We start from the raw sequence: 20,481 nt of genomic DNA on the forward strand, positions 1-20,481 counted from the left end.
GCGTGATTGAAAAAATCTGGTTCGAAAATCACCCGATGAAATATCTCCTGTGGCCATTGCTCTGGCCACTGAGTGTGTTGTTTGGCGTGATCAGTCGTTCAAGACGTAGCAAATATCAATCAGGTGCGAAACCGAGCTATCGCGCGCCAGCGCCTGTTATCGTAGTAGGTAATATTACCGCTGGTGGTAACGGCAAGACACCGGTGGTGATTTGGTTGGTCGAGCATCTGCAGAAACTGGGTTACAAACCGGGAGTGGTGTCTCGCGGGTACGGAGCGAAATCACCAAGTTACCCATTAGTCGTAGACAATGCTACGTCAACCAAACACTGTGGCGATGAACCTAAACTGATATTCAAACGAACTGGGGCGCCAGTAGCGGTATCACCAGTCCGCAGCGAAGCGGTGCAAGCGTTGTTGCCACTTGGCGTTGATATCATCATTACCGATGATGGTTTACAGCACTATGCGCTACAACGCGATATAGAGCTGGTGGTTGTTGATGGTGAGCGTCGATTTGGTAACCAGTCATTGATACCACTGGGTCCATTGCGTGAAAGTGTCGAGCGTCTCAATGAAGTTGACTTCATTATTACCAACGGTGGCAAAGCGCACGACGGTGAAGCTGCCATGTCGCTCTCCCCAAGTTTTGCTGTGAACCTAAAGAATCGTCAACAAGTGCCAGTTAGCCAGCTAACCAATCTTGTCGCGATGGCGGGGATAGGGCATCCACCACGCTTTTTTAATACATTAGAAACGCTTGGGGCTAAGCTAAACTATGCCCAAGGGTTTGCGGATCATAAAGATTTTATACCGGCAGAGTTAGAGGCCTTGTCCAAGCGTGGCGAGCACCTGATAATGACCGAGAAAGATGCAGTAAAATGCGCTGACTATGCGAAAGAGAACTGGTGGTACTTACCAGTTACCGCAAGCTTTAATCAACAAGATGAGCAGCGTATTTTGAACAAAATAAAAGAGGTTAAGGAAAAATATGGATCACCGTCTGCTTGAAATCGTCGCATGCCCAGTATGTAAAGGTAAGCTAACTTTTGATAAAGATAAGCAAGAGCTGATCTGCAAACTGGACCGCCTAGCGTACCCAATCAAGGAAGGCATTCCTGTTCTATTAGAACCTGAAGCTCGTCAAATGAGCATGGATGAGGGACGATAATGTCATTTACAGTCGTTATTCCAGCGCGCTACCAGTCCACGCGTTTACCGGGTAAACCACTGGCGGATATTGGTGGCAAACCAATGGTTCAGTGGGTTTACGAACAAGCGATTCAAGCTGGTGCAGATCAGGTTATCATCGCAACGGATGATGAACGTGTGGAAAAAGCAGTCAAAGCTTTTGGTGGCGATGTTTGCATGACGTCTCCTGACCATGAGTCTGGTACCGAGCGTTTGGCCGAAGTGGTTAAGCTAAAGAACATTCCTGATGATCACATCATCGTTAATGTTCAAGGTGATGAGCCGCTTATCCCGCCATCGATCATCTCGCAAGTAGCTAATAACCTTGCGGCAAGCCAAGCACCGATGGCGACATTGGCAGTAGAAATCGAAGACGAAGCTGAAGTGTTTAATCCAAATGCGGTTAAAGTGCTGACAGATAAAGACGGTTACGCGATGTATTTCAGCCGTGCGACGATTCCTTGGGACCGTGATAATTTTGCAAATGGCGGCAAGACGATCGCTCAACCGCTAATGCGTCATATCGGTATCTACGCTTATCGCGCTGGATTCATCAATACCTATATCAACTGGGAGCCAACAGCACTTGAGAAAATCGAGTGTTTGGAACAGCTTCGCGTACTTTGGTACGGTGAGAAAATCCACGTTGAAGTCGCTAAAGAAGCGCCGTCTGCCGGCGTTGATACCCCAGAAGATTTGGAAGTAGTGAGAAACATCATTGCTAACCAATAAAGAAAAAGGCCCTTTGTGGGCCATTTTCAATCTTACTGCGTTTAGATTTTTCCGTCGTACTCGTTTCTCTTCGGACAGGTTGACAGAATTTCACGATGTCCCGACTCTTTGACTTCTTCAAGAACCACGCTAAAGCCCCACAAACGGTAAAGGTGTTTAAGTACTTCATCGTAGCTCTCATCGAGCGGAATTCTATCGTGAGGCACGTACTGGAGCGTTAACGAGCGATCGCCTCTCACATCCACGTTGTAAACTTGAATATTCGGTTCGAGATTACTCAGGTTGTACTGCGCAGCTAACTTTTCACGGATCGCGTGATAGCCCATATCGTCGTGGATCGCGGTGACCTCGATATAGTTTTTTCTGTCATCATCGGTGATTGCGAACAGCTTAAAATCACGCATCAGTTTGGGTGACAAGTACTGACTTATAAAGCTTTCATCTTTGAAGTTGTGCATTGCAAAGTGAACCGCTTCCAGCCAGTCTGAGCCTGCTAGCTCAGGGAACCATTCTTTATCTTCGTCGGTAGGCTCTTCACAGATCCTGCGAATATCACGGAACATCGCAAAACCCAACGCGTATGGGTTAATACCACTGAAATAAGGGCTGTTATATGCTGGCTGAGCGACGACGCTGGTATGGCTATGGAGAAACTCTAAGATAAATCGCTCACTTACCAACCCTTCATCGTAAAGATGGTTAAGAATCGTGTAGTGCCAGAATGTTGCCCAGCCTTCGTTCATCACTTGAGTCTGCTTCTGTGGATAGAAGTACTGACTGATCTTACGTACAATTCTAACAATCTCACGTTGCCAAGGTTCAAGCAGCGGTGCGTGTTTTTCAATAAAATACAGGATGTTTTCCTGAGGTTCAGATGGAAAACGTTGTTTAGACTTTTCTTGAGCGATTTTGGACTTGGGAACGGTACGCCACAAATCATTGACTTGAGACTGCAAATAAGCCTCGCGCTCTTCCTGGCGCAACTTCTCTTCCGCGATTGAAATTTTCTCAGGACGTTTGTATCTATCCACGCCAAAGTTCATCAATGCGTGACAGGAATCGAGCAGTTCCTCAACTTCTTTGACACCGTACTTTTCTTCGCACTCCGCGATGTACTTCTTCGCAAACAGAAGATAGTCAATGATTGAACTGGCATCTGTCCATGTTTGGAATAGGTAGTTACCTTTAAAGAAAGAGTTGTGGCCATAGCAAGCGTGAGCCATAACCAAAGCTTGCATCGCAACAGTGTTCTCCTCCATCAAATAAGCGATACACGGGTCGGAGTTAATCACGATCTCATACGCTAACCCCATTTGCCCGTGTTTATACCCTTGCTCAGTTTGGATAAACTTCTTACCGAATGACCAATGATTATAATTGATCGGCATACCAATACTGGAATATGCATCCATCATTTGCTCAGAAGTGATGACCTCAATCTGATTTGGATAGGTGTCGAGGCGATAGTGCTCGGCAACACGTTGTATTTCAACGTGGTAACGATCGAGCAGATCAAAGGTCCAATCTGGTCCATCAGGCAGCATCTTCTCTTTGGTTGGCTTTTTAGTTGTTGTCGTCATAGCGGCCTCCCTATGCTGTTTCCTTTCTGAAGAGCTCTCTGAATACCGGGTAGATATCTTCTACGCTACGGATGTTTTTCATCGCGAAGTTGTCGTAGCTACCCTCTAATTTTTCATATTCGTGCCACAGCGTTTGGTGAGAGCGGCGCGTAATTTCGATATAGGAAAAGTACTGGCAGTTTGGCAGTAGGTGCTTGGTTAGCAGTTCACGGCAGCGAGGCGAGTCATCCGCCCAGTTATCACCATCCGATGCTTGAGCCGCATAGATATTCCACTCACCGGTTGGGAATCGGTCTGCGACGATCTCTTTCATCAGTTTTAGAGCACTGGAAACAATCGTACCGCCGGTTTCTTGGGAGTAGAAAAACTCATGTTCATCCACTTCCTTCGCTTGGGTGTGGTGGCGAATAAACACGACTTCGACGTTCTCGTAAGTTCGGGTCAGGAACAAATAGAGCAAAACATAGAAGCGCTTGGCAATATCTTTGGTTGCTTGGTCCATTGAACCTGAAACGTCCATCAAACAGAACATCACCGCTTGGCTAGATGGAATAGGGCGACGCTCGTAATTTTTGAAGCGCAAGTCAAAGGTATCAATGAACGGAACTGCGGCAATTTTATCGCGCAGCTCTTGGATTTCCGCTTTTAGGCGTTTTTCTTCCAGTAGCTGAGCGGGTTCACTATTTTTGATTCGTTCGAGTTCATCTTCCAATTCATGGAGGAAGCGTTTTTTACCTGCGGTCATCGCGGTGCGACGAGCCAGCGATTGTTGGAGTGATTTTACAATTGAGATATTGGCGGGTACACCAGCGGTTTGGTAGCCCGCACGATGCGTTTTCCACTCGGTAATCTTATTGATTTGATTCTTTTCAAGGTTAGGGAGTTCTAAGTCTTCAAAGAGAATATCCAAATACTCATCTTTCGAAATTTGGAACACAAAATCATCTTGGCCTTCGCCATCAGGACTCGCGTCGCCATCGCCAGAACCGCCGCCTTGACCGCCACCTTTAGGGCGTTCAATTTTGTCGCCAGTAATGAATTGGTCGTTACCTGGATGAACACGTTCTTTCAGGCCGCCTCGACCTTGATGAAATACAGGTTCTTTGATGTCTTTATGAGGGATCGAGACATCCTCGCCTGTCTCGGTATTGGTAATTGAGCGACGATTTACTGCGTCTGCAACAGACTCTTTAATTTGTTCCTTGTGACGACGCAAGAATCGTTGGCGGTTTACCGCACTCTTATTCTTGCCGTTTAGTCGTCGGTCAATAAATTGCGCCATGAGTCACCCCTTTTCGTACACGCAGCCTAAGCACTAATGTTGATCGTGCATCCCGCCTCTACCAGAGCTAAAAGCTCTGGCAGGGACATCTTGGGTACTCGACTACTCTATTTAGCGTAGTCGAGTTGAGGCTCATTACTATGAAGATTTACGTACGCGTAAGTACCATTCGGATAATAGGCGAACCTGTTTCTCGGTATATCCTTTCTCCATCATGCGAGCGACAAAGTCGTCGTGTTTTTTCTGATCTTCAGAAGAGGTTTTCGCATTGAATGAGATAACGGGTAGTAGCTCTTCGGTATTGGAGAACATTTTCTTCTCAATAACCGTGCGTAGTTTCTCGTAACTGGTCCACGCCGGATTTTGCCCTTTGTTGTTTGCACGGGCACGTAGGACAAAGTTGACGATTTCGTTTCGGAAATCTTTAGGGTTACTAATGCCAGCTGTTTTTTCGATTTTCTCCAATTCGTTGTTTAGTGCAGAGCGGTCAAATAGCTGTCCGGTTTCTGGGTCGCGGTATTCTTGGTCTTGGATCCAGAAGTCAGCGTAGGTGACGTAGCGGTCGAAGATGTTTTGTCCGTATTCAGAGTAAGATTCCAAGTAGGCGGTTTGGATCTCTTTTCCGATGAACTCGACATAGCGTGGTACTAAATAGCCTTTCAAGAACTCAAGGTACTTCTCTGCGGTTTCTTGTGGGAACTGTTCGCGTTCAATTTGCTGCTCAATAACGTAGAACAGGTGAACCGGGTTAGCCGCAACTTCGGTTTGGTCGAAGTTGAACACGCGCGATAGAATCTTGAAGGCAAAACGGGTTGATAGCCCGGACATACCTTCATCAACGCCGGCGAAGTCGCGATATTCTTGATAGCTTTTCGCCTTTGGATCGGTGTCTTTTAGTGTTTCACCATCGTATACGCGCATTTTAGAGAAGATAGACGAGTTCTCTGGCTCTTTCAGACGGGACAGAATACTGAACTGGGAAAGTAGCTCTAATGTGCTAGGGGAGCATGGTGCTTTGGACAATTCTGAATGGTCGAGTAGTTTTTGGTAAATCTTAACTTCTTCCGATACACGCAAGCAGTACGGTACTTTGACGATGTAAACACGGTCAAGGAACGCTTCGTTATTTTTGTTGTTACGGAAGGTTTGCCATTCGGACTCGTTGGAGTGGGCGAGAATCATGCCTTCAAACGGTAGGGCAGAAAGGCCTTCGGTACCGTTGTAGTTACCTTCTTGTGTTGCAGTAAGCAGAGGGTGAAGCACTTTAATCGGCGCTTTGAACATCTCTACGAACTCCATCAAGCCTTGGTTGGCTCGACATAACGCACCAGAGTAGCTGTATGCATCTGGGTCGTCTTGTGAATAGTGTTCGAGTTTACGTATATCAACTTTACCAACCAACGATGAGATATCTTGGTTGTTTTCGTCACCAGGCTCTGTTTTCGCTACCGCGATTTGATCGAGGATAGATGGACGAACTTTCACTACTTTAAACTTAGTGATGTCACCACCAAACTCATGAAGTCGTTTCGCTGCCCACGGTGACATGATTGAACGCAAGTAGCGTTGGTCGATACCGTATTCTCGTTTTAGTAGATCGCCGTCTTCATTGACGTCAAACAAGCAGAATGGATGGTCGTTTACCGGGCTTCGAACACCGTCAACCGACAGAACATAAATAGGTACTTGCTGCATTAGCGCTTTTAGTTTTTCAGCAAGTGACGATTTACCACCGCCCACAGGGCCAAGTAGGTAAAGGATCTGTTTACGTTCTTCCAACCCTTGAGCTGCGTGCTTTAGATACGAAACGATTTGTTCTATGGCATCTTCCATGCCGTAGAAGTCTTTGAACGTTGGGTATCTAGAAATGACCCGGTTAGAGAAAATACGACTCAAGCGTGGATCATGTGAAGTATCGATGAGCTCGGGTTCGCCAATCGCCATCAGCAAACGCTCGGCGGCATTGGCATACGCGCTCTTATCATCTCGACAAAGTGCTAAGAATTCTTGCAAAGATAACTCTTCATCCTTGGCTGCTTCATAGCGTGCTTGATAATGGTCAAAAATACTCATAATGAATTCCCCTCTGAACTTGTCTTAACGACAATCAACCCGCATAGAAAAAGCTATTCCATTCTTAGTTAAGACTAGTTTGTTTTTCGAATTTTGCTTAAAAAATATGTGTTTATTTGCAAATTGTGATGAACCACAGAATGTCAGCAGCGACCAACAAAGAGGTTGATAGATAACTAATTATGGTTGGATAACTCAAAGAGTGGGTAATGAGATGTTACACATTTATGACGCGAATATCGTAGTGGCGATAAGGCCGCCGATTGAGAGGTGAAAAGTGGATCTGTTCTTTTTGACGTATGGTGAAGTGAATGAGAGTAAGACTGCGATTTTGGAAGTAGTCATGGCTAAGAAAGTAAACAGGCCACATTTTAAGTGGCCTGTTTAAGTAATTAAGCGTTAAAAATTTGTCTTAGCTCATTCGCGCACAAGTGGTACTGACGAGGACAGTTACGCCAGGTTGCTAGCATACGACGGTATTTTTCTAGCATCGGCATTTGCGCATTGAAATGGTGGTCTGCTTTATCAAATTGAGGGTACAAACCTTCAGAATCAGTAAGGAAGCGTACATAGTTCACTAGCTGACATTCTGTCGCGATATCAAAACCGAGGAATTGTAGTCGGCGCTGATCAACGTCTTTACGCTCTGCTTCTTCCAACATTTTGTTGGACTCTTGCATTGCATGATACATTTCCATGATATCAATAACCTGTCTACATTCCGCATCACTCAGACAGCCAAAGTCTTTGTTTAGCTCGTTCATTTGCAGTTCGTATCCGCGCTCAACAATAGTTTGTAAGCGTTGGTATTTTGCTGCGTTGTCTGGATCCATCTGAGACATCAGGTAGTACTGGTTTGATAGGATTAGGCGTTGAGCATTGGTCATTTCCATGGGGGCCTCACTAAAAGAATCTAATACATTTTTAATGTGCTTAGGTTATCTGTTCAAGCGGGAGTGAAACATGATCTCAACACATATTTAATATGAAAAGTACAAAGATTCAGCAGAAAAATAGCCTATTTTTTGTGGTAATGATTGTAGATATAGTCTCGGTCCGAGAAGACCCGTAGCCACTCCGGTTTAAACACAGAAAACATAGCTAAAGACATACCATTTAACAAACCTTCAGGGAAAGCGAGCAGGGGAACAAACACCAAATAGTTATCAACGATGGTCGGCCAGTCGTAGGTGCCATGCCAAGCGATGTACAGGCTGTTAAAAAGAAGATGTGTACTGCCCGTTATCGCGCCATTGAAAAAACCGGCGACAAAGATAAAGACAAAAATATTGCGGGGGAGAAATCGGTAACTGAGAAGGAAAACCGCATAGCTAACCCAAATTGGCAACAAGCAAGAAAATAACAGATATTCAGGGAGTTGGCTGAACTCAATAGTACCAATGATCGCTAATATAGTAGAGACAACGATTGATAACGCATAAGCGCTTCGCCAGCCGTACATGAGCGTTAAGGTGGTCAGTGCAAGAAAGTGAATCGCCAGGCCCTCTTTTACGCTGGCTTGCGCCGACCACAGTGTGGTTAAGGCAAAGATGACAGCAAAGGTTAGATGCTGAAACGTACGTTCATTTTTTAGCTTGGGTAGAAATACCTTGGTGACATCTTTCCAGATTGACCCCAGTGACAACAAAACTAAGACGAATGCAAACAACTCGTTGAGCAGCACGTTAACTCCAAAAAAATACCAGCCGATAACGACTGGTATTTTTTACGAAAAGGTAACGCGATGGTATCAGTATTTTACATTTGAGTGATACTGCTCAAGAATCGAAACAACTTTGTCCATGGTTTCTTTGTTTGGAGGATTAACACCTTCGAGTGGGTAATCATGTCCCAAGGCTTCCCATTTGTGCGCGCCCAGTTTGTGATATGGCAATAGCTCGATTTTTTCGATGTTATCCATATCTTTAATGAACTCGCCGAGCATGTGCGCAGCTTCTTCATCGTCGGTGTAACCAGGCACAACGACATAACGAATCCAAGTTTTCTGCCCAATCTTATGTAAGTAACGTGCGAAGTCTAACGTACGTTTATTCGATACCCCAATGAAATCATGGTGAATCTCATCCTTCATATGTTTGATATCGAGCATGACCAAATCTGTCGCATCCAGTACTTCGTCAATGACTTCTGTGTGCTTACGGATATAACCATTTGTATCTAGACAGGTATGAATACCTTCAGCTTGAGCCGCGCGGAAAAAGTCTCGGACGAACTCTGGCTGAAGCATTGCCTCGCCACCGGAACACGTCACACCACCACCTGATGCATTCATAAAATGGCGGTAGCTTTTCGCTTCACTAATAATTTCTTCAACTGTGACTTCTTTGCCAGCGTGGGTATCCCAAGTATCGCGGTTATGGCAATACATACAACGCATTAGGCAGCCCTGCATGAAGACAATAAAGCGAATACCAGGCCCATCTACCGTTCCGCAGGATTCAAAAGAATGAATACGACCAGTTGTTGACATGTGCTCATCTCGTCTTAGTTATTTGCCCGTTATTTTATTACAAATGGTAGGGATAAAATAGGTTTTCTCAGTTTTGGTCGCAAGAAAACAGAAATTAAGAAAAATTAAACTTAAGGACTAAAATGTATGTTATAAAAGTGTTAAATGATGTGTAAAAATAACAAACAATGCTCACCGTCAGGCAAGGTGTTAAACATCTGATTGTTGCTGAAGGACTTTTTATATGGATATGCTTGCGCTTTCGCAGAAACAGAAAGTCACGCTGTTTTTGCTTGTATTGACGATAGGATTTGCGTCTCTCGCCTTTTTCACTTCTGAACGCTTGTCACAAATGACAAACCAATATCAAAGCAGTGCTGATATTGCGGCTGGCTCGTTATCAATCTATCAAACTCAAAGCCAGATTCTGACGTTAGGTGGAGAGCTGGATCGTATGACTGGTGCTAAGGTGCCGGATACTCAGATACGCATCGAGGAGATTGTTACCGCGATTGGCAAAGACTCTCAGTTTTTGAGTCAGGTTGGGTTAGTCTCTCAGGGAGAACAACTCTCTAAGAGTGTGGTTGACTTTAAAGAAGCAGTATCACCATGGTTGTCGATGAAACAGGAACTCGGATTTAACATTGACGAAGGTAAGCTTGGGCAATTAAAGCAACTCGCATCCATCATAGAGCAGAAAATCGCTGAAACCGGAATGGTGACATTGAACTCTGACTTTCAGGCGATGGTGAAAGCGCAGCAAAACTACCTACTGCAACCGACGGAAGAGAACCTCAAACTGTTTAATCGTGCGATGGGTGCATTTGAAAGTATGTCGAATGTTTACGCTATGTTGGAGTTGTACGAAAAAGAAATCGAGCAATATAAACAGACATTTCAAACCGTCAGTGACCTTTCCAAGCAGCTGATCTCGATTGAGCAAAAAGTAGCGGCGACTAAAGCCACTATGACGCAGCTGATTGGTTCGATTACCTCTGAACTAGGCGGTATTAGTACTGAACATCAGAATGTTGCAGAGCGCTCATCCAAGCAGACCTTATGGTCGATTCTAATTGCGTGTGTGGTACTGGCGGTTTTCACTATCGCAATCTCTGCGATGCAAAACGTTTCATTATCACGTTCGCTCAATCGTACTAAAGAGATTTTGAATAGCTTGTCGAAAGGGGATTTATCGCAACGTATGGAGCAAAGTGAAAACCCGAATGATGAGTTTAACCAGTTAGCCGCGAGTATCAACCAGAGTAGTACTAATCTTGGTGAGTTGGTATCGGGGGTTCAGACGAGCAGTTTAGCGTTGAGTAGTAACGCCGTAGAGCTCAATCAAGGTTTAGATAAACTGGCGCATCACCAGTCAGAAGTGTTGGGACAAACTCAGTTACTTGCGTCGGCGACGGAAGAGGTCAGTGTCACGACTCAAGAAGTTTCTAACTCGTTAGAATTTGTCGCAGACATCAGCCGCTCTTCAACTCAGGCTGCAGAAGAAGGTGCTAAAGTGATTGGCGCCGCAATCGGCTCTCTTGAAGAAGTTGGGGCCATATTGACGTCGGCGGCGGGTCATATTAAGCAGTTAGAAGAAGCTTCATCAAAAGTTGACTCAGTAATGGACATCATCAATGGCATTGCCGAGCAGACCAACTTATTGGCGCTGAACGCGGCAATTGAAGCGGCAAGGGCTGGTGAGCAAGGGCGTGGTTTTGCTGTGGTTGCTGATGAAGTACGTAGCCTTGCGGTAAGGACAGTCGACGCCGTGTCAGAGATCTCCGGAACCATAGATACGATGAAAAAAGAGAGCGCAGAAGTCATTCAATACATAGGTCAATCTGAGTCGTCAATGAACACCGGTCGTGAACGAGGACATGAGGCGATGGAGGCGCTTAAACTGATTACAGAAAAAGCGGATGAAGCGTCTCACCAAACTGAGGTTATTTTTACCTCAATTAAAGAGTTGGCGACGACCAGCCAATCAATGGCCGATAACATGACGCAGATTTCTTCTGCAATGAAAGAGTTAGAAGAGAACAACGAGCATCTTCGCAGTATTAGTGGTGTTGTAGAGCAGCGCTCTGACAGCCTCAACAAAGACTGCCAGAAGTTTACTATTTAGCGTAATCAGAAAAACGCGTATAGCGAGACACTACCCGTACCGTAAACAGACTCCGGCGCGTGTTCATAATCTGGAGTCTTCGCGGTGGCACTGAGCGTAGCGCCAAAGCTGTGACCATAGATTGCGATGCCCGCCACACCTGATGCCTGCAGATTTTGCAGCGATACATCGTAGGCATCAGGGTTTGAAATCGAAGGGTTGTCTTCGATACCAGGTCGGTCACCTCCCACAGTAAAGTCGTTAAAGCGATAACGACCTTCAACACCTGCGTATAAGAACCAGCCTGATTTTGAAGCGCCTAACATGCTTGCGCGAAACGGGTTTTCGTTGTCGATGTTAGCAGCGCCCATGCTTCCTGCCAGATCAGCTCCCCAACGCAACATGAAACCGGTAGACACATCAGAGCGAAAATTACCGACGTTGACCTCCGAGACGTTTGAGATTTCCCAATCGGTGTTAGCGATAGAGCGGATACGAGCAATGTTGAAGTGGCTTAGATAACCGACGCTACCAATAAACTTGTCTTCTACTTGGTATTCCCAACCATTCGGTTCATCAGAGCCAGTAATACCGTGCACGATGTCTTGCGCTTCGTCAGCCAGAGAGCTTTCACCAGTTGTACCCAGCGTCAGGTTAAATCGTTGTGCCTGCTGCGGGTGTAAGCTGATGTAATTGAATTCGGTATGTAAGTAGCCCGCGTATGGACGATCATTGATGAGGGGGTCTTTTGTTTCAATATCTGAGGGGGTATACATCTTATGCCCAAGCGCGAACTCAAACTTATCTAAAGAGGCTCCGCCCCAGTAAGACAGACTGAGAGGGCTAAAAATAGGGTATGGATTAATAGCGCCGGTGGCAAAGTTAAAAAACACGCCATTGGTGTAGTCTTGGTCAACGCCGAACACGCCATCATTATCTAAGGTAAAAGACAGCGTTGCACGCTCTGACGCCAAAACATTCAGCGACAATAGGCAAAGTGGTACCAAGTAAATCGGTTTTATTTTCATTATGTTACTGCAAAAGAAGGAGAGTCGGTATCAATGTAGCAATTAGTGAACCGTTGTTCCATACCAGAACAAAAAAAGCCCCGCTGCTGCGGGGCTTTTTCAATAATCAACTGAAATTATAGAGACTCAGTGAATGTACGTGCAATAACGTCTTGCTGTTGCTCTGCTGTTAGCGAGTTAAAGCGTACAGCGTAACCAGATACACGGATTGTTAGCTGAGGGTATTTCTCAGGGTGCTTAACTGCGTCTTCTAGAGTTTCACGGTTAAGAACGTTAACGTTCAGGTGTTGACCGCCTTCGATGCCAGCTTCGTGGTGGAAGTAACCATCCATTAGACCTGCAAGGTTAGCACGTTGAGAACCTTCATCTTTACCTAGTGCATTAGGTACGATAGAGAATGTGTAAGAGATACCATCTTGAGCATCAGCAAACGGTAGTTTAGCTACTGAAGTCAATGATGCTACTGCACCTTTCTCATCACGTCCGTGCATTGGGTTAGCACCTGGTGCGAATGGAGTACCTGCGCGACGACCATCTGGAGTGTTACCAGTCTTCTTACCGTATACCACGTTTGAAGTGATAGTTAGGATTGACTGAGTAGGGATAGCGTTGCGGTATGTATTAAGTTTACGGATTTTGCCCATAAACACGCTAACAAGTTCACAAGCGATGTCATCAACGCGAGCATCGTTGTTACCGAATTTAGGGTAATCGCCTTCGATTTCGAAGTCGATTGCTAGACCATCTTCGTCACGAACTGGTTTCACTTTCGCGTATTTAATTGCTGATAGTGAGTCAGCTGCAACAGACAGACCTGCAATACCACATGCCATAGTACGCTTAACATCACGGTCATGCAGAGCCATTAGTGAAGCTTCGTAGCTGTACTTGTCGTGCATGTAGTGAATTGCATTTAGTGCAGTTACGTATTGCTTAGCTAGCCAGTCCATGAAGTGGTCCATTTTTTCCCACAGTTCATCGTAGTCAAGATACTCACCAGTAATCTTGTCCATTTTCGGACCAACTTGAAGTTTTAACTTCTCATCAATACCACCGTTGATGGTGTATAGCATTGTTTTAGCAAGGTTCGCACGAGCACCGAAGAACTGCATTTGCTTACCAACAACCATTGGAGATACACAACACGCGATAGCGTAGTCGTCAGACTCCATGTCTGGGCGCATTAGGTCGTCGTTTTCGTACTGGATGGATGAAGTATCGATAGATACTTTCGCACAGAAACGTTTGAAGCCGTCAGGTAGCTGCTCAGACCAAAGTACAGTGATGTTTGGCTCTGGAGAAGGACCCATAGTGTATAGGCTGTTTAGGAAACGGAAGTTAGAACGCGTTACTAGCGTACGACCGTCAAGACCCATACCACCCATAGATTCTGTAGCCCAGATTGGGTCGCCAGAGAATAGCTCATCGTACTCAGGAGTACGTAGGAAACGAACCATACGTAGTTTCATTACGAAGTGGTCGATCATTTCTTGAGCTTGTTCTTCAGTGATCTTACCTGCAGCGATATCACGCTCGATGTACACGTCTAGGAAAGTAGAAGTACGACCTAGAGACATTGCAGCACCGTTTTGAGACTTAACAGCAGCTAGGTAGCCGAAGTAAGTCCATTGGATAGCTTCTTGTGCAGTTTCAGCTGGACGACCGATATCGAAACCGTATTTCGCAGCCATTTGTTTGATTTGACCAAGAGCACGGTGTTGCTCTGCAATTTCTTCACGAAGTTGCATAGTCATATGAAGGTCTTCGCCGTTTTCAAACTTCTCTTGTAGAGAGTTGAACTGAGCAAGTTTGTCCTTCATTAGGAAGTCGATACCGTAAAGTGCAACGCGACGGTAGTCACCAATGATACGGCCACGGCCATATGCATCAGGAAGACCTGTTAGTACACCAGATTTACGGCATGCAAGGATGTCAGGAGTGTAGATATCGAAAACACCAGCGTTGTGAGTTTTACGATATTCAGTGAAGATTTTCTTAACTTGAGGGTCAAGCTCACGATCATATGCCTTGCACGAACCTTCAACCATACGGATACCACCGTTAGGGATGATTGCGCGTTTAAGCGGCGCTTCAGTTTGAAGGCCTACGATTGTTTCAAGGTCTTTTTCGATGTAGCCAGCATCGTGAGCAGTGATGGTAGAAATAACAGAAGTATCAAAATCAACAGGTGCGTGAGTCGCGTTTTCCTGTTTGATACCTTCCATTACTTTAGCCCAAAGCTTATTGGTCGCTTCAGTACCTTCAGAAACTAGGAAAGATTCGTCGCCTTCGTACGGTGTGTAGTTCTTTTGAATGAAATCACGAACGTTTACTTCGTTTTGCCAATCACCTGCAGCAAAACCTTCCCAAGCTTTAGCAAATTGCTCTGCCATGACATACCTACCTTTTTAGTAGTAAAAACACGTACCTGTCAGACCGTTGAGCCAGTCAGACTCCCATTACTGGTTTGGTACACTCTTAATGAATAACAATATGTATAGTCTTAAAACCCAATCACCGAAAGCGGTCATAAAAACATAGATATTGTTACTGCCTTTAAAGCTAAATCCCTCAACTTGATTGTTAGGATAAATTAAAAAAAAATTGCAAACCTTAAACTAAATCAATAAATCTTCAAAAGTTGCAATAAAATTTGGGTGGCATTGACGCCACCCAAATGGATTTCTCTATTATAGCCAAGCTTTGATGCCATATTGGCTTTCTAGCATACCAACTGCAAGCATAGCAACCAAACAGATAACAAAGACACCTACTGGGATTACAATCTTGTCTGCGAAAGAAAGGCGAGATGCGCGCTCTTTATCACCAATCAAACCATTGTTATCTAGGAACATGGTTAGTGCCCAAGCAAGTACAGGGTTTGCTACAACTGAGGCAAAGATACAGATACCAGCAGCTTGTGAATCTTTCGTGTCACGAACCATTTGCATACCTGCTTCTAATAAAGGAAGGAATACACCAACCAATAGAGCAACACGCATAACTGGCGGCCATACCGCTACATCCATAGGGAAACCGAGGATAGCAACGATGATACATAGTGTACCTAGCACAATCGCACCGGCAGGGATTGGACGCTTCGCGATAGCCGCAGGGATCATGTAAGTACCCCAAGACGAAGTAATGTTACCGCCACCTACTGCTGTACCTACCATCTGACGGATAGAACACATAGTCATGGTGTCATCGACATCCATCAGTACTTTTTCAGTTTTACGCGGGTAGTTTAGCTCTTGGAAGATACGATGGCCTAAGAAGTCAGGAGACCACATCGCTACCGCTAGAATCGCAAATGGGAGTGACGCAATAAAGTGCTCTAAGTTTGGTAGACCAAGCTGCCAACCTTGCTCAGTGCTGCCCCACCAGTAAACTGGGTTAAGGTTTGGTAGACCCATTTTAGTTTCGAACTGAAGGTCAAAACCTGCGCCAAGTACTAAGGCAACTAATAGACCAGTGAACGCACATACCGGGATGGCAAGCCAGCGCATGTTGATTTTCGCCAAGAATGCGTAGATAGCGATAGTGATACCTAAAACAATCAGACCAACATAGCCCATGCTACCTGCTGCAATATCTGCAGATTGTAGGCTGGTTGCCCAAGACTGAATTGAACCGATTTGGCTCATCGTACCGGTAAAGCCCAAGAAGATAAGCAAGCCACCTGCGGTACCTTCCGAGGTGAGGTTAACCAGCTTGGAACCGCCTTTAAAGTAACTTAACAGCAGACCGAACACGCCAAGTAAAATGGCAAGAGCAAGAGGGTGGGCACCTGCAAGGGCAATCGAACCGATCAATGGGATCATTGGTCCGTGGTTACCTGCAAGGTTGGCGCGTGGGTTAAAGATACCTGAAGACAGAATACAGAAAAGAAGGGCAGGGATAAGCATTTCTACTCGAGCGACTTCAATCGCAAACTCTTTCCCAAGGTTTACGTGATCCCAAGCGGCTGAAAGACCATCAGCCCAAGACATCATAACCGCTGAGTACATTGCGATGATGCCGATAGTGCCTGCCAAAGCGGGTACTAGATCTTCTAATTCGAAACGGAAATCTCGACCTGGAAGGTTTAGACCAAAGCGGCGAGGCTTCATGATCTGTAGTTCGTGGTCAAGGTAATCACTGCGGCTGGCAAACTCAGAGGCCGGGCGGTGCAGCTCTTGATAGCTCTTATTCTCTATATCCGAATCAGAGTGCGATTTGTTGACTGCGTCTGACATAGATTCCTCATATATTAAAAAAGTTAATGAATCTTTATTGAATCGTCATTAATTATTGTGCGGTGACGATCTCTAAAACCTTTTTAGCGTCCTGCTTATTGGTCCATAAGCGCTCATCTGTGGCTCAAACCTTATGTGCTAAAGATGAGAAGCTAAAAGAGACTAAAACTTGCGTAATTTAGGCTTATTCTTTGGGGCGAGTTTAGCTTGCTAACCCTAAGGAGTGATTGATTTAGATCACTATATGAAAGAATGTGAAAGAAAACTACACAACAAGCGTTGTTTGTCGCGTTAATGGTAATTTTGCCTGAAATAAATTTACATAATCAGGTTGCTATGAAATTAAGTTAATAACAAAAACGGTCAAAGTAGAAGAGGATAAATCGAATATTGAGACAGATCTTATTTTTATAAAAATGTAAATTTCATTTTCAGGTTAAGATATCGATGTTTAAAACGTTTTATGCGTGATTGAAAGAAAAAACAACTGAAAAGTGAATGTGTAGTCATATAATATGGCTAAATATCCGCTGTTTATAGGTTAATAATTTGTTGCATGTTATAAATTGTAGTGCTAGTTTGTATCGCAATGTAGGTGGAGACCTGCAACAAACCCACCATCAAAATTCCAAATAGTGGGACAAAATAATAACAGGGAGTTAGGCGCATGAATGAAGTACCAGCGCTAGATATAAAAGAACTACACAAAACTTTCGGACAAAATGAAGTCTTAAAGGGCATTTCACTAGAAGCCCACAAAGGGGACGTTATTTCAATTATCGGGTCATCAGGATCGGGTAAAAGTACTTTCCTTCGATGCATTAACCTTCTTGAAACTCCAACTGCTGGCGAAATCTGGGTGAATGGTGAACTCATTCAAATGAAGAATAACCGCCAAGGGGAAGCTGTACCCGCAAACGAAAAGCAAGTACAACGAATCCGTTCTCGCCTAGCGATGGTATTCCAAGGTTTCAACTTATGGTCACACATGACGGTATTGGAAAACGTCATTGAAGCACCTGTTCATGTGCTCGGTGTGCCTAAAGCACAGGCAATTGAAAACGCTGAAGTGCTGTTAAAGAAAGTGGGTTTATACGAGCGTAAAGATTACTACCCAGGTCACCTTTCAGGTGGTCAGCAGCAACGTGCGGCGATTGCTCGAGCACTCGCAGTAGACCCAGAAGTTATGTTATTTGACGAACCAACTTCTGCACTTGACCCAGAGCTGGTCGGTGAAGTTCTTGGCGTAATGCGCGATTTGGCCGAAGAAGGCCGTACTATGCTGGTGGTAACACACGAAATGGCGTTTGCCCGTGATGTATCAAACCACGTTATGTTCTTGCACCAAGGTTTGGTTGAAGAGCAAGGTCATCCATCAAAACTATTTACTAACCCAGATTCGGAACGCTTAAAGCAGTTCGTATCGTCTATTTACTAGTCGCAAACCAATAAGCGGCAAACACAACACTATTTTTGAAGTATAAAAATCACAGGAGTATGGAAATGAAAAAGTGGTTATTAGCAGCAACACTAGCAGCAACTGCAGTGACAGGCGTTGCCCAAGCGAAAGAATGGAAAACAGTTCGCTTCGGCATTGAAGGCGCTTACCCTCCATTTAGCTGGACTGAAGGCGACGGCTCTCTGAAAGGCTTTGACGTTGACATGGCCAATGCACTTTGTGAAGAGATGCAAGTGAAGTGTAAAATCGTGGCACAAGATTGGGATGGCATCATTCCTTCTCTACTAGCACGTAAATACGACGCAATTATTGCGGCGATGTCAATTACTGAAGAGCGTAAGAAGAAAGTCGACTTCACTGGCAAATACGCACTTATCCCTAACAAGTTCATCGCGAAGAAAGGCGCTAACCTAGATTTCGATAATCTAGACGGTCAAAAAATCGCGGTGCAACGTGCAACAACTCACGATAAATACCTAACTGATAACTATGGTGACAAAGTAGAAATCGTACGTTACGGCTCTTTTGACGAAGCGTACCTAGACCTAGCAAACGGCCGTGTTGTTGCTGTACTGGGTGATGCATCAGCGCTTGAAGAAGGTGTACTGAACAAAGAAGGTGGCGAAGGCTACGAGTTTGTTGGTCCTTCTCTAACTGATCCTAAATGGTTTGGCGACGGTTTTGGTATTGCAGTACGTAAGCAAGACAAAGACCTAACTGAGAAGCTAGACGCTGCGATTCTATCTCTACGTGACAAAGGTGTTTACCAAGAGATTGCTGCACGTTACTTCAACTACGATGTATACGGCGAGTAAGTCGTAATTAAGCGACCGTTGGCTTGTTCCTAGAAGTAGCCAACGGTCGATCTTATGAGTTTAGGGATTAGGAACTCACCTATGCTAGATCTAAAAGGATACGAAGCCTCTATTTTAAAAGGGGCCATAGTCACCATCGAGGTGGCGCTACTATCATTACTGCTGGCGGTAATCTTAGGCATGCTTGGTGCATTAGCAAAAATGGCCCCTTACCGTTGGGCCCGTGCTATCGCAACACTCTACACAACCGTTATTCGTGGTATTCCAGACCTTGTTCTGATGATGCTTATCTTCTTTGGTGGTCAGATCCTACTGAATAACAGTCTTTATTCCATCAACGAGTCACTTAATGAATGGTTCGCGTCGAGCGATCCTAACCATGAATGGGTCTCTTATCTTCCGGATTATATCGATGTTAGCCCGTTCATTGCTGGTGTTCTAACGATTGGGTTTATCTTTGGCGCTTACATGGCAGAGACTTTCCGTGGTGCGATTATGGCGGTTGATCGCGGTGAGCTTGAAGCGGCTAAAGCGTACGGAATGAGTGCGACATTATCTTTCCGTCGAATTTTGCTTCCGCAGATGATTCGCCATGCGTTACCGGGCTTTGGCAATAACTGGTTGGTATTGCTTAAAACAACCGCACTGGTTTCGATTATCGGTCTGGAAGACATGGTACGTGTTAGTTCACTAGCCGCTGGTTCAACTAAGATGCCATTTACCTTCTACATGGTCGTTGCAGTTATTTTCTTACTGTTTACCAGTATCTCAACGGGCTTATTGAAAGTCGTTGAACGTAAATTCAGTATTCACGCGAGGTAAGTTATGGACTTTTCATTGATTATAGAAAGTTTGCCAATTTACCTAGATGGTTTATGGACAACAGTTTGGTTGGTTGGTTTGGCGCTAATCATTGGTCTGAGCGTCGCGATTCCTCTGGCTGTGGCGAGAAACAGCCACAACTTCTTTATTTCAGGTCCTAGCTGGGCATTTATTTACTTCTTCCGTGGCACACCTTTGTTGGTTCAGCTGTATCTAATTTACTACGGTATGGACCAGTTCTTCCCCGTAAAAGACACACTTTGGGAAAATGCTTGGTTCTGTGCTTTGGTGGCATTCGTGCTTAATACGTCAGCGTACACAGCGGAAATTATTCGTGGTGCGATCAACGGCTTGCCAAAAGGCGAAGTCGAAGCGGCGAAAGCGTATGGTATGAGTAAGTTTGCCACTTATCGTCGTATCATTCTGCCGAGTGCATTACGTCGTGCTATTCCGGTATACAGTAACGAAGTGATCTTCATGCTGCATGGTAGTGCGGTCGCAGGTATTGTTACCATATTAGATCTTACTGGCGCAGCGAGACTGGTTAACTCTCGCTACTACGCACCGTTTGAGTCGTTCCTAACCGCGGGTCTGTTCTATATGGGACTGACGTTCATCATTCTTTGGTGTTTCAAACACGCAGAGAAACGATTCCTCGCTTATTCTCGTCCTCTAAGCTAAGTAAAGC

The 20,481-nt window shown here is 45.0% G+C and carries 17 protein-coding genes; 8 read left to right on the forward strand and 9 right to left on the reverse strand.

Features of this window, described 5'->3' with window-relative positions:
• The first annotated feature begins 2 nt into the window (after positions 1–2).
• Genes lpxK through kdsB form a run of 3 tightly spaced genes read left to right on the forward strand, consistent with a single transcriptional unit; the run spans position 3 to position 1,922 of the window.
• Positions 3–1,010: a tetraacyldisaccharide 4'-kinase gene (gene lpxK / locus AKJ31_RS06885; protein WP_053408367.1), complete on the forward strand. Its 1,008-nt coding sequence runs from the start codon at positions 3–5 to the stop codon at positions 1,008–1,010.
• Positions 991–1,170 (forward strand): Trm112 family protein, encoded by a 180-nt coding sequence (locus AKJ31_RS06890; protein ID WP_005474972.1) that lies wholly within the window; start codon positions 991–993, stop codon positions 1,168–1,170. Before lpxK ends, AKJ31_RS06890 begins: the two co-directional genes overlap by 20 nt.
• Entirely contained in the window at positions 1,170–1,922 is a 753-nt protein-coding gene (gene kdsB, locus AKJ31_RS06895) for a 3-deoxy-manno-octulosonate cytidylyltransferase (protein ID WP_053408368.1), read from the forward strand. Before AKJ31_RS06890 ends, kdsB begins: the two co-directional genes overlap by 1 nt.
• A 41-nt stretch (positions 1,923–1,963) precedes the next feature.
• On the opposite strand, the gene AKJ31_RS06900 is transcribed toward kdsB, so the two are convergent.
• The 6 genes from AKJ31_RS06900 to pflA all read right to left on the reverse strand — a co-directional run bounded on the left by AKJ31_RS06900 (position 1,964) and on the right by pflA (position 9,348).
• Positions 1,964–3,502, reverse strand: a complete 1,539-nt coding sequence (locus tag AKJ31_RS06900; RefSeq protein ID WP_053408369.1) for a SpoVR family protein — start codon at positions 3,500–3,502, stop codon at positions 1,964–1,966.
• A 10-nt stretch (positions 3,503–3,512) separates the two neighbouring features.
• The gene (locus tag AKJ31_RS06905) at positions 3,513–4,784 is read right to left on the reverse strand and encodes a YeaH/YhbH family protein (protein ID WP_053408370.1); all 1,272 of its coding nucleotides are present in this window, start codon (positions 4,782–4,784) and stop codon (positions 3,513–3,515) included.
• 138 nt (positions 4,785–4,922) lie between these two features.
• On the reverse strand, positions 4,923–6,857 hold the full coding sequence (locus AKJ31_RS06910) for a PrkA family serine protein kinase (protein WP_053408371.1): 1,935 nt from the start codon (positions 6,855–6,857) through the stop codon (positions 4,923–4,925).
• Between the two features lie 392 nt (positions 6,858–7,249).
• On the reverse strand, positions 7,250–7,750 hold the full coding sequence (locus AKJ31_RS06915; protein ID WP_053408372.1) for a YfbU family protein: 501 nt from the start codon (positions 7,748–7,750) through the stop codon (positions 7,250–7,252).
• Positions 7,751–7,875: 125 nt separating this feature from the next.
• The gene (locus AKJ31_RS06920) at positions 7,876–8,496 is read right to left on the reverse strand and encodes an energy-coupling factor ABC transporter permease (protein WP_416340949.1); all 621 of its coding nucleotides are present in this window, start codon (positions 8,494–8,496) and stop codon (positions 7,876–7,878) included.
• Between the two features lie 111 nt (positions 8,497–8,607).
• Positions 8,608–9,348 (reverse strand): pyruvate formate lyase 1-activating protein, encoded by a 741-nt coding sequence (pflA, locus tag AKJ31_RS06925; RefSeq protein WP_053408374.1) that lies wholly within the window; start codon positions 9,346–9,348, stop codon positions 8,608–8,610.
• 223 nt (positions 9,349–9,571) lie between these two features.
• On the opposite strand from pflA, the gene AKJ31_RS06930 reads away from it, so the two are divergent.
• Positions 9,572–11,452, forward strand: a complete 1,881-nt coding sequence (locus tag AKJ31_RS06930) for a methyl-accepting chemotaxis protein (RefSeq protein WP_053408375.1) — start codon at positions 9,572–9,574, stop codon at positions 11,450–11,452.
• 5 nt (positions 11,453–11,457) lie between these two features.
• Here the strand turns inward: AKJ31_RS06930 and AKJ31_RS06935 are convergent, their stop codons facing one another.
• The 3 genes from AKJ31_RS06935 to AKJ31_RS06945 all read right to left on the reverse strand — a co-directional run bounded on the left by AKJ31_RS06935 (position 11,458) and on the right by AKJ31_RS06945 (position 16,697).
• Positions 11,458–12,459, reverse strand: coding sequence for a lipid A deacylase LpxR family protein (locus AKJ31_RS06935; RefSeq protein WP_053408376.1), 1,002 nt, complete (start codon positions 12,457–12,459; stop codon positions 11,458–11,460).
• A gap of 116 nt (positions 12,460–12,575) precedes the next feature.
• The gene (gene pflB, locus AKJ31_RS06940; protein ID WP_053408377.1) at positions 12,576–14,852 is read right to left on the reverse strand and encodes a formate C-acetyltransferase; all 2,277 of its coding nucleotides are present in this window, start codon (positions 14,850–14,852) and stop codon (positions 12,576–12,578) included.
• A gap of 297 nt (positions 14,853–15,149) precedes the next feature.
• Entirely contained in the window at positions 15,150–16,697 is a 1,548-nt protein-coding gene (locus AKJ31_RS06945; RefSeq protein WP_053408378.1) for a DUF3360 family protein, read from the reverse strand.
• A gap of 667 nt (positions 16,698–17,364) precedes the next feature.
• On the opposite strand from AKJ31_RS06945, the gene AKJ31_RS06950 reads away from it, so the two are divergent.
• The 4 genes from AKJ31_RS06950 (at position 17,365) to AKJ31_RS06965 (ending at position 20,474) form a co-directional block, all read left to right on the forward strand.
• Positions 17,365–18,135 (forward strand): ABC transporter ATP-binding protein, encoded by a 771-nt coding sequence (locus AKJ31_RS06950; protein WP_053408379.1) that lies wholly within the window; start codon positions 17,365–17,367, stop codon positions 18,133–18,135.
• A 65-nt stretch (positions 18,136–18,200) separates the two neighbouring features.
• Entirely contained in the window at positions 18,201–18,971 is a 771-nt protein-coding gene (locus AKJ31_RS06955; protein ID WP_053408380.1) for an ABC transporter substrate-binding protein, read from the forward strand.
• A gap of 81 nt (positions 18,972–19,052) precedes the next feature.
• Entirely contained in the window at positions 19,053–19,793 is a 741-nt protein-coding gene (locus AKJ31_RS06960; protein WP_053408381.1) for an ABC transporter permease, read from the forward strand.
• A gap of 3 nt (positions 19,794–19,796) precedes the next feature.
• Positions 19,797–20,474, forward strand: a complete 678-nt coding sequence (locus tag AKJ31_RS06965; RefSeq protein WP_053408382.1) for an ABC transporter permease — start codon at positions 19,797–19,799, stop codon at positions 20,472–20,474.
• Positions 20,475–20,481: the final 7 nt, after the last annotated feature.

Source organism: Vibrio hepatarius (assembly GCF_001274785.1).
Lineage (GTDB): Bacteria > Pseudomonadota > Gammaproteobacteria > Enterobacterales > Vibrionaceae > Vibrio > Vibrio hepatarius.

Coding starts and splice junctions, on each gene's coding strand:
- AKJ31_RS06950 (WP_053408379.1), top strand. CDS start 17,365: ATGAATGAAGTACCAGCGCTAGATATAAAAGAACTACACAAAACTTTC.
- AKJ31_RS06955 (WP_053408380.1), top strand. CDS start 18,201: ATGAAAAAGTGGTTATTAGCAGCAACACTAGCAGCAACTGCAGTGACA.
- AKJ31_RS06935 (WP_053408376.1), bottom strand. CDS start 12,459: ATGAAAATAAAACCGATTTACTTGGTACCACTTTGCCTATTGTCGCTG.
- pflB (WP_053408377.1), bottom strand. CDS start 14,852: ATGGCAGAGCAATTTGCTAAAGCTTGGGAAGGTTTTGCTGCAGGTGAT.
- AKJ31_RS06890 (WP_005474972.1), top strand. CDS start 991: ATGGATCACCGTCTGCTTGAAATCGTCGCATGCCCAGTATGTAAAGGT.
- AKJ31_RS06960 (WP_053408381.1), top strand. CDS start 19,053: ATGCTAGATCTAAAAGGATACGAAGCCTCTATTTTAAAAGGGGCCATA.
- pflA (WP_053408374.1), bottom strand. CDS start 9,348: ATGTCAACAACTGGTCGTATTCATTCTTTTGAATCCTGCGGAACGGTA.
- AKJ31_RS06905 (WP_053408370.1), bottom strand. CDS start 4,784: ATGGCGCAATTTATTGACCGACGACTAAACGGCAAGAATAAGAGTGCG.
- kdsB (WP_053408368.1), top strand. CDS start 1,170: ATGTCATTTACAGTCGTTATTCCAGCGCGCTACCAGTCCACGCGTTTA.
- AKJ31_RS06945 (WP_053408378.1), bottom strand. CDS start 16,697: ATGTCAGACGCAGTCAACAAATCGCACTCTGATTCGGATATAGAGAAT.
- AKJ31_RS06965 (WP_053408382.1), top strand. CDS start 19,797: ATGGACTTTTCATTGATTATAGAAAGTTTGCCAATTTACCTAGATGGT.
- AKJ31_RS06930 (WP_053408375.1), top strand. CDS start 9,572: ATGGATATGCTTGCGCTTTCGCAGAAACAGAAAGTCACGCTGTTTTTG.
- AKJ31_RS06915 (WP_053408372.1), bottom strand. CDS start 7,750: ATGGAAATGACCAATGCTCAACGCCTAATCCTATCAAACCAGTACTAC.
- AKJ31_RS06900 (WP_053408369.1), bottom strand. CDS start 3,502: ATGACGACAACAACTAAAAAGCCAACCAAAGAGAAGATGCTGCCTGAT.
- AKJ31_RS06910 (WP_053408371.1), bottom strand. CDS start 6,857: ATGAGTATTTTTGACCATTATCAAGCACGCTATGAAGCAGCCAAGGAT.